Source organism: Microbacterium sp. AC145 (assembly GCF_979258505.1).
Genome location: NZ_OZ409859.1, coordinates 2,938,441 through 2,946,817, shown reverse-complemented (window position 1 = coordinate 2,946,817; position 8,377 = coordinate 2,938,441). Strand labels below are relative to the sequence as shown.

General features: G+C 70.6%; 8 protein-coding genes. All 8 read left to right on the top strand.

What is annotated here, in order from left to right:
• Positions 1-95 precede the first annotated feature (95 nt).
• From ACZZZN_RS14160 to ACZZZN_RS14125, 8 genes are read left to right on the top strand one after another with little or no spacing between them, the layout of a single operon-like run.
• On the top strand, positions 96-1,004 hold the full coding sequence (locus ACZZZN_RS14160; RefSeq protein WP_463505776.1) for a dihydrodipicolinate synthase family protein: 909 nt from the start codon (positions 96-98) through the stop codon (positions 1,002-1,004).
• A 16-nt stretch (positions 1,005-1,020) separates the two neighbouring features.
• A complete protein-coding gene (locus ACZZZN_RS14155) occupies positions 1,021-2,022 on the top strand; it encodes a proline racemase family protein (protein WP_463505775.1) in 1,002 nt (333 codons plus the stop codon).
• Positions 2,019-3,014: an ornithine cyclodeaminase family protein gene (locus tag ACZZZN_RS14150; protein WP_463505774.1), complete on the top strand. Its 996-nt coding sequence runs from the start codon at positions 2,019-2,021 to the stop codon at positions 3,012-3,014. Before ACZZZN_RS14155 ends, ACZZZN_RS14150 begins: the two co-directional genes overlap by 4 nt.
• The gene (locus tag ACZZZN_RS14145) at positions 3,001-3,705 is read left to right on the top strand and encodes a GntR family transcriptional regulator (protein ID WP_463505773.1); all 705 of its coding nucleotides are present in this window, start codon (positions 3,001-3,003) and stop codon (positions 3,703-3,705) included. Before ACZZZN_RS14150 ends, ACZZZN_RS14145 begins: the two co-directional genes overlap by 14 nt.
• Positions 3,705-4,871: an NAD(P)/FAD-dependent oxidoreductase gene (locus ACZZZN_RS14140; protein ID WP_463505772.1), complete on the top strand. Its 1,167-nt coding sequence runs from the start codon at positions 3,705-3,707 to the stop codon at positions 4,869-4,871. Before ACZZZN_RS14145 ends, ACZZZN_RS14140 begins: the two co-directional genes overlap by 1 nt.
• Entirely contained in the window at positions 4,868-5,338 is a 471-nt protein-coding gene (locus tag ACZZZN_RS14135; RefSeq protein ID WP_463505771.1) for a (2Fe-2S)-binding protein, read from the top strand. The genes ACZZZN_RS14140 and ACZZZN_RS14135 overlap by 4 nt, the downstream gene beginning before the upstream one ends.
• Positions 5,331-6,830 carry an FAD-dependent oxidoreductase gene (locus tag ACZZZN_RS14130; protein ID WP_463505770.1) on the top strand — a complete coding sequence of 500 codons (1,500 nt, stop codon included), beginning with the start codon at positions 5,331-5,333 and terminating at the stop codon, positions 6,828-6,830. Before ACZZZN_RS14135 ends, ACZZZN_RS14130 begins: the two co-directional genes overlap by 8 nt.
• Positions 6,827-8,290: an aldehyde dehydrogenase (NADP(+)) gene (locus ACZZZN_RS14125; RefSeq protein ID WP_463505769.1), complete on the top strand. Its 1,464-nt coding sequence runs from the start codon at positions 6,827-6,829 to the stop codon at positions 8,288-8,290. The genes ACZZZN_RS14130 and ACZZZN_RS14125 overlap by 4 nt, the downstream gene beginning before the upstream one ends.
• Positions 8,291-8,377 lie beyond the last annotated feature (87 nt).

Sequence of the window (8,377 nt, the reverse complement as noted above, 5' to 3'; positions counted from 1 at the left end):
TCGTGGACAGGACTCGCCCCGACCACTAACATTGCAATTGTACTCACCACTCACCCTGGTGCCGAGGGGCGCCGTAAGCACTGGAGTTCTGACTCATGACCGAAAAGAAGCCCTGGCACGGCGTCAATCTCGCCACGACCCTGCCGATCAATCCGGACTTCTCCGTCAACTACGACGCCTACGCCGAGCACATCCGCTTCACGACCGACAACGGCGTGACGGGCATCATCCCCAACGGCTCGCTCGGTGAGTACCAGACGCTCACCGAAGAGGAGCGCAAGCAGGTCTACCTCACCGCCGTCGAGGCGTCGCCCGAGGGTGTGGCCGTGATCCCCGGTGTCGGTGCCTACGGCGCGATGGAGAGCGTGCGCTTCACCGAGCATGCCGCCGAGCACGGCGCACCCGCCGTCATGCTGCTGCCCCCGAACGCCTACCGGGCGAGCGATGACGAGGTCGTCGACCACTACCGCCGCGTCGCCGCTGTGGGGCTCCCGATCCTCGCGTACAACAACCCCATCGACACGAAGATCGACCTGCGCCCCGAGCTGCTCGCGCGCCTGTTCGACGAGAACCTCATCGTCTCGGTCAAGGAGTTCTCGGGCGACGTGCGCAACGCCTACGCGATCCGCGAGCTCGCACCGGGTCTCGACATCTCGATCGGCTCCGACGACGTCGTGCTCGAGCTCGGCATCAACGGCGCCGTCGGCTGGGTGGCCGGCTACCCCAACGCCATCCCGGCATCCACCGTCGAGCTCTACAACCTGTCGACCTCGGGCGACCCCGCCAGCTGGGCCAAGGCGCACGAGATGTACCGCGACCTGCACCCGCTGCTGCGCTGGGACTCGAAGACCTGGTTCGTGCAGGCGATCAAGCTGTCGCAGGAGGTCGCGGGAGTCGCGCCCGCCGGCATCACGACCCGCCCGCCGCGCCTGCCGCTTCCCGACGAGGTGCGCACGCGTATCATCGCCGACACCGAGGCCGTTCTGGCCAAGGGCTACCGCTGATCCGGAGACACATCTCATGCGAGCACAACGCGTCTTCCACGCCGTCGACTCCCACACCGAGGGGATGCCGACGCGTGTGATCGTCGGCGGCGTCGGCGTGATGCCGGGGTCGACGATGGAAGAGCGCCGGCATTGGTTCATGGCGAACAGCGATGACCTGCGTCTGCTGCTGATGAACGAACCCCGTGGCCACAGCGCCATGAGCGGTGCGATCCTGCAGCCGCCGACGCGACCGGATGCCGACTTCGGCGTGCTCTACATCGAGGTCTCCGGATGCCTGCCCATGTGCGGGCACGGCACGATCGGTGTGGCGACCGTGCTCGTCGAGACGGGCATGGTCCCGGTCGTCGAGCCGGTCACCACGATCCGCCTCGACACCCCCGCAGGTCTCGTGATCGCCGAGGTGCAGGTCTCCGACGGGCACGTCGACAGCGTCACCCTGCGCAACGTGCCCTCGTTCGTCGTCGCCCTCGACCAGGTCGTCGACGTGCCGGGGCTCGGCGCCGTCGAGTACGACCTGGCGTTCGGCGGCAACTTCTATGCGATCGTCTCGCTCGAGCAGATCGGGCTGCCGTTCGACCGCGCGCACAAAGACGAGTTGCTCGCGGCCGGCCTCCGCATCATGGAGGCCATCGAGGCGAAGGGCGAGCCGGTGCATCCGATCGACCCGACCATCCGCGGCTGCCACCACGTCTACCTGAAGGCGCCGGGATCGACCGCACAGCACTCGCGGCACGCCATGGCGATCTACCCCGGCTGGTTCGACCGGTCGCCATGCGGCACCGGCACGAGCGCCCGCATGGCGCAGCTGCACGCGCGGGGCGAGCTGCCGCTCGACCAGGACTTCGTCAACGAGTCGTTCATCGGCACCAGCTTCACCGGCCGCCTCGTCGAGACGACCGAGGTCGCCGGCATCCCCGCGGTCATCCCGACCATCACCGGCCGGGCATGGGTGACCGGCACCGCGCAGTACATGCTCGACCCGAGCGATCCGTTCCCGCAGGGGTTCGTGCTGTGACGTCTGTTCCTGTCATCGGCGTCGACGAGATCGATGCGGCGATCGACCGCCGTGGTGCGGTCGAGGCCATCGAGGCCGCGCTGCGCGAGGGCGTCGACATCGAATCCGACGCGCCGCGCCTGTTCAGCCCGCTCGACAGCGGCGAGTTCTTGCTCATGCCGACCCAGTCACCCGAACACGCGGGCATCAAGGTCGTCACGATCGCCCCGCACAACACCGAACTCGGGCTGCCCAAGATCCAGGCCTGGTACCTCGTCTTCGATGCGGCGACGCTGAGCCCGCTCGCGATCCTCGAGGGAGCCCACCTCACGATCCTGCGCACGCCCGCGGTCACCGCCGTCGCGATCCGAGGGATGCTGCAGGCCGCCCCTCGTGGAGCACGGGAGAGCATCGACTCGCTCGCCGTGATCGGGTCGGGTCCGCAGGCAGAGGCGCACGTGCGCACGCTCTCCGACCTCATGCCCGTGGGCGCCGTGAGCATCGTCGGTCGCCACCCCGACCGCACGGCCGAACTCGTCGAGCGGCTTCGGAAGAGCGGCATCCGCGCGGCATCCGCGACGGTCGCCGAGGTCGGTGCCGCCGACGTCGTCATCACGGCGACGTCGTCGAGCACGCCGGTGCTGAGCCGGGCAGACGTCGGGGATCACGCCGTCGTCGCGGCCGTCGGCTCGCACGGCACCGAGCATCGCGAGCTCGCCGGCGATCTGGTGACGGATGCCGATCTGGTCGTCGAGGCGAGGGCCTCGGCCTTGCGCGAGAACGGCAACCTGCTGCAGGCCCGCGACCTCGCCGACTGGCAGGCGGGTGCGCAGTCGGTGACGAATCTGCGAGAGTTGGTCGCGGGTGCGTTCGTGCGCCGTGAGGCTCGGCCGGCCGTCTATACGGGCGTCGGGATGAGCTGGGAGGATCTCGCCGTGGTGGCGCGGATCCTGAGATCGGCGCAGCGCGCTGATGCATCGCCTCAGAGGGGGAACACAGATGTCCGGAACTGACACGCGCAGCCTCGTGCGGCTCAGCAAGCAGCCCAGCGTCCGCGACACGGTCACTCGTGCCCTGCGCTCGGCCATCATCAGCGGCGAGATGCAGCCCGGCCGCGTCTATTCGGCGCCGAGTCTCGGCGAGGAGTTCGGCACGTCGGCGACGCCCATCCGCGAGGCGATGCTCGATCTGGTGCGCGAAGGCCTCGTCGTCGCGATGCCCAACCGTGGCTTCCGCGTGACCGAGGTGTCGTCGCACGACCTGGCCGAGGTCACCGAGCTACGACTCTTCCTCGAGCCGCCCGCGGTCGAGAAGGCCACCCCGCTGATCCCCGAGAGCGCGTTCGCGGACCTGCGCAGCAAGGCCGACGACATCGTCGCGGCGGCGCAGCGCGGCGATCTCGTCGAGTACCTGAGCGCCGACAGCGACTTCCACCTGGCGATCCTGCAGTACGCGGGCAACGCCCGGCTCACCCAGCTCATCCAGTCGCTGCGGTCGCAGACTCGCCTGTTCGGTCTCGCCGAGCTGTTCGAGCGCGGCCACCTGACCGCCTCCGCCAAGGAGCACCACACGATCATGGATGCCATCGAGGCGCGCGACGCGGTGAAGGCTCGCGACCTCGTCTTCTCGCACATCGAGCACGTGAAGGGCGACTGGTCGGGTCACACGGTGGGCGAACCCCACCCCGCGGAGGCGAACGGCTAGTGGCTTCATCGACAGCACGCGCCGACGTCGTGATCGTCGGGGCGGGGGTCGTCGGTGCCGCGACGGCGTATTTCGCCGCGGCATCCGGCCTTCGAACCGTCGTGATCGAGCGCGGATCGATCGCCTCGGGCACGAGCAGCCGGTGCGAGGGCAACATCCTCGTCTCCGACAAGGAGGTCGGCCCCGAACTCGAGCTGTCGCTGTACTCGCAGCGCGTGTGGCGCGAGGACCTCGCCGAGCACGCGGCCCTGTGGGAGTTCGAATCCAAGGGCGGTCTCGTCGTCGCCGGCAGCGCGGGCAGCATGGCGGGCCTGGCAGAACTCGTCGCGCATCAGCGTGAGCTGGGCATCCGCGCCGAGATCATCGACGACAACGCCGGACTCCGCGAGGCCGAGCCCTACATCAACCCCGCCCTCGTCGGCGGCGCGTTCTACCCCGACGATGCACAGGTGCAGCCGCTGCTGGCCACCCACCATCTGCTGCGTCTCGCCATCGAGCACGGCGCCGAGCTGCACACCAGAACCTCGGTGCACGGCATCCTCACCGACCACGGTCGTGCCGTCGGCGTCGACACCTCTCTGGGGCGGATCTCGGCTGGCGCCGTGGTGAACTGCGCAGGACCCTGGAGCGGCGAGGTCGCAGCGCTCGCCGGCGTGCACCTGCCCGTGCTGCCGCGGCGCGGGTTCGTGCTGGTCACCGAGCCGGTGCCGATCACGGTGCACCACAAGGTATACGCCGCCGAATACGTCGGCGACGTCGCGAGCTCGGATGCCGGGCTGCAGGTCTCACCGGTGGTCGAGGGCACCCCGAGTGGCACGATCCTGCTCGGCGCCAGCCGCGAACGCGTCGGCTTCGACAGAGCGTTCTCGGCCGAGGCGGTCGCCCGCATCGCCGCGAGCGGGCTCGGCCTGTTCCCGGCGCTGCGCGACGTGGGCGTGCAGCGCACGTACTCGGGATTCCGCCCGTACTGCCCCGATCACCTTCCGGCCATCGGGGAGGATGCTCGGATGCCCGGGCTCTGGCACGCCGCCGGGCACGAGGGCGCGGGCGTCGGCCTCTCGGTCGGCACGGGCAAACTGCTCTCGCAGGCGCTGCGGTCGGAAGCGACCGATCTCGACCTGGCCCCCTTCCGCCCCGAACGACTCGAAGGGCTCGTCGCCGCATGACACGCACGCGCATCGACGGCACCGACCCCGTGAACAGTGCCGGGTCGGGGCCTGGCTCCGGTGCTGGATCCGTCACCAGCATCGACTTCGACGGCACCCCCGTGCCGTTCACCCCGGGGCAGACGATCGGCGGTGCCCTCGCGGGCGCCGGCATCGTGTCGTGGCGCACGACGCGTCGCGACCACGCTCCTCGCGGACTCTTCTGCGGCATCGGAGTCTGCTTCGACTGCCTCGTCACGGTCGACGGTGTGCGCAGCCAGCGCGCGTGCCTCGTCGAGGCGTGCGCGGGGCAGGACGTGCGCAGCGCAGATCCGGACGAACCGTTGCCGCTGTCGGAGGTGCCGGTGTCGCCGCCGGTGTTCGAGTCGCGGGTGTCGTCGCCGATGTCGGGGGTGCCGGTGTCGGAGGTGCCGATGTCCGAGTCGCCGTTGTCCGACGGCCGGAGTTCGGAGGAATCGCATGACTGAGCAGAGCATCCCGGCATCCGCACCGACTCTCGCCGATGTCGCCGTCGTGGGCGCGGGCCCCGCGGGGCTGAGCGCCGCGGTCGTCGCCGCCGAGCACGGACTGCAGGTCGTGCTGATCGATGCCGGGCGACAGACCGGCGGGCAGTACTGGCGCCACCCCGACGAGCGTCATCGCGACGCGTTCTCGGCGCCCGAGCACACCGGTCATCACGACTGGGCGCACTACACCGACCTGCGCGAGCGGCTCGCCGCATCCGTCGCCTCGGGTCGCCTCCGTCACCTCGCCGCGCGCCAGGTGTGGCGCACCGACGCGTTCGATGACCGGGTGGCGCTGCGCACCAGCTCGGTCGCCGGCGTCGACAGCCTGCCCCTCGCCGAGCGCACGACCTGGGCGCGACGGCTCGTGATCGCGACCGGCGCTTACGATCGCCAGCTGCCCGTACCCGGGTGGACGCTGCCCGGGGTCATGGCCGCCGGCGGAGTGCAGGCCATGCTCAAGGCCAACCAGGTGCAGGCCGGGCGTCGTGCCGTGGTCGCGGGCACCGGCCCCTTTCTGCTCTCGGTCGCCGCCGGGCTCGCCGAAGCCGGGGTCGAGGTCGTCGAGGTCGTCGACGCCAACGCGCTCTCGCGCTGGGCGGCCACCCCGCTGCGTGCGCTGCAGGAGCCGGGCAAGCTGTGGGAGGGCGTGCAGTACGCCGGCACCTTCCTGCGACACCGCGTGCCGCTGCGCACGCGCACGGTCGTCACCGCCGTGCGCGGCACCGGCAGAGCGTCCGAGGTCGAGTTGTCTCGCGTCGACGGATCGGGGCGTGTGCGCCCCGGCACGTCGCGCACCGTGACCGCCGATCTCGTCGCGTTCGGCTGGGGGTTCACCCCGCAGCTCGAACTCGCCGTCGGACTCGGACTCCGCACCCGCATCGACGTCGACGGATCGCTCGTGATCGACGTCGACGACGACCTGCGCTCGTCGGATCGTCTCGTCTTCGCCGCCGGAGAGGTCACCGGCATCGGCGGTGCCATCGCATCCTGCGCCGAGGGCGAGCTCGCGGGCTCAGCCGTCGCGCAGGATCTGGGGTTCTCGACCGATCCGCGACGCATGGCACGGCACCGCCGGCGCTTGCGGCGCGGACGCCGCTTCGCGATCGGGATGCACCGGGCGAGCCCCGTTCCCGAAGCCTGGGACGAATGGCTGACCCCCGAGACCCACATCTGCCGCTGCGAAGAGGTGACTGCGGCCGAGGTGACCGACGCCGTCGACGGCCTCCGCGCCGACGACGCGAGAGACGTGCGTGTCACCGCGCGCCCGGGCATGGGGCTCTGCCAGGGGAGGGTGTGCGGATTCGCCCTCTCGAAGCTCGTCGCCACCGGCACCGGGAGCGTCGTCGACGCCCCCGCCCTCGAATCCTTGACCAATCGACAGGTGGGCGTGCCCGTCTCGCTCGGCGACCTCGCCGCGCTGGTGCCGCACCACCCGAACCAGGAGGAGTCATGACCATGAACGATACGTCTGACGACAACGTGGACCAGATCATCGACCGCGCCGTGCGCGCATCGGAGCAGTGGAAGCGCGCCACCATCGCGGAGCGCGCCCGGGCGCTCGACGCCGTGGCGGATGCTCTCGACCAGCACGCCGACGAACTGATCCCGATCGCTCAGCGCGAGACCCACCTCGCCGAGGCGCGGCTGCGGGGCGAACTGCGCCGCACCAGCTTCCAGCTGCGCATGTTCGCCGAGATGCTGCCCGAAGGACTCTGGCTCGACGCCCGCATCGACCACGCCGACGCCGACTGGCCGATGGGAGCCCCGCGCCCCGACCTGCGCCGTCAGCTCGAGCCGATCGGCGCGACGCTCGTGTTCGCCGCGAGCAACTTCCCGTTCGCCTTCTCCGTCGCCGGGGGCGACACCGCCAGCGCGCTCGCCGCAGGCAACGCCGTGGTGCTCAAGGCTCATCACGGGCATCCCGACCTCTCGGCGGCGACGGCAGCCGTCGTGGTCGATGCGCTCGCCGCGGCGGAGGCACCCGAGGGTCTCTTCCAGACGATCTACGGCACCGAGGCGGGTGTGCGCGCGCTGCGCGCCCCCGGCATCAAGGCTGCGGCCTTCACCGGTTCGGTGCGCGGCGGGCGTGCCCTGTTCGACATCGCCGCGAGCCGTCCCGAGCCGATCCCGTTCTATGGCGAGCTCGGCAGCACCAACCCCGCGTTCGTGACGCGGCGCGCGGCCGAGCGGGATGCCGCAGGCATCGCCCGCGACTTCGTCGCCTCGGTCACCGGCAGCGCCGGACAGCTCTGCACCAAGCCCGGGGTGCTCTTCGTGCCGGCGGACTCATCGATCGTCGCCGAGCTCGAGGCCCAGCAGCTTCCGGCTGCGACGCCCCTGCTGAACGGGGGGATCGAGAGCGGATTCCGGGAGTCCGTCGCCTCGACCAGCGGAGTCGCCGGGGTGCGGACGCTCGGTGCGGGTGCGGACGATGCATCCGACGCCCCAGCGGCCGTGCTGTTCGCGACGTCGAGCCAGACGCTGCGCGCCGAGATGGACACCCTGATGAGCGAGATGTTCGGCCCCGCGGCGCTCGTCGTGACGTACGACGACGAGAGCGAACTGCTCGAGATCGCCGACCGCCTCGAAGGACAGCTCACCGCCACGATCATCGGTGAAGACGACGACGAGATCGCCGTCGACCTGCTGCCCAAGCTGTCGGAGCGGGCGGGGCGCGTGCTCTGGAACCAGTGGCCGACCGGAGTCTCGGTGACCTGGGCGCAGCAGCACGGCGGACCGTACCCCGCCACGACGGCAGTCGGCACGACCTCGGTGGGCATGGCCGCGATCACGCGGTTCCTGCGACCGGTCGCCTACCAGAACGTGCCCGAGGCTCTGCTGCCGGATGTGCTCAAAGAGGGCAACCCGCTGAGCATCGCGCGGCGGGTCGACGGCATCCTGATCCTGCCCTGATCAGGCGGGGACTCTGACCTGACGCGCACAGCGGATGCCGATCCTCGGAGCGGCATCCGCTGTGGTGTGTGGGGTGCGGGGTGGTGG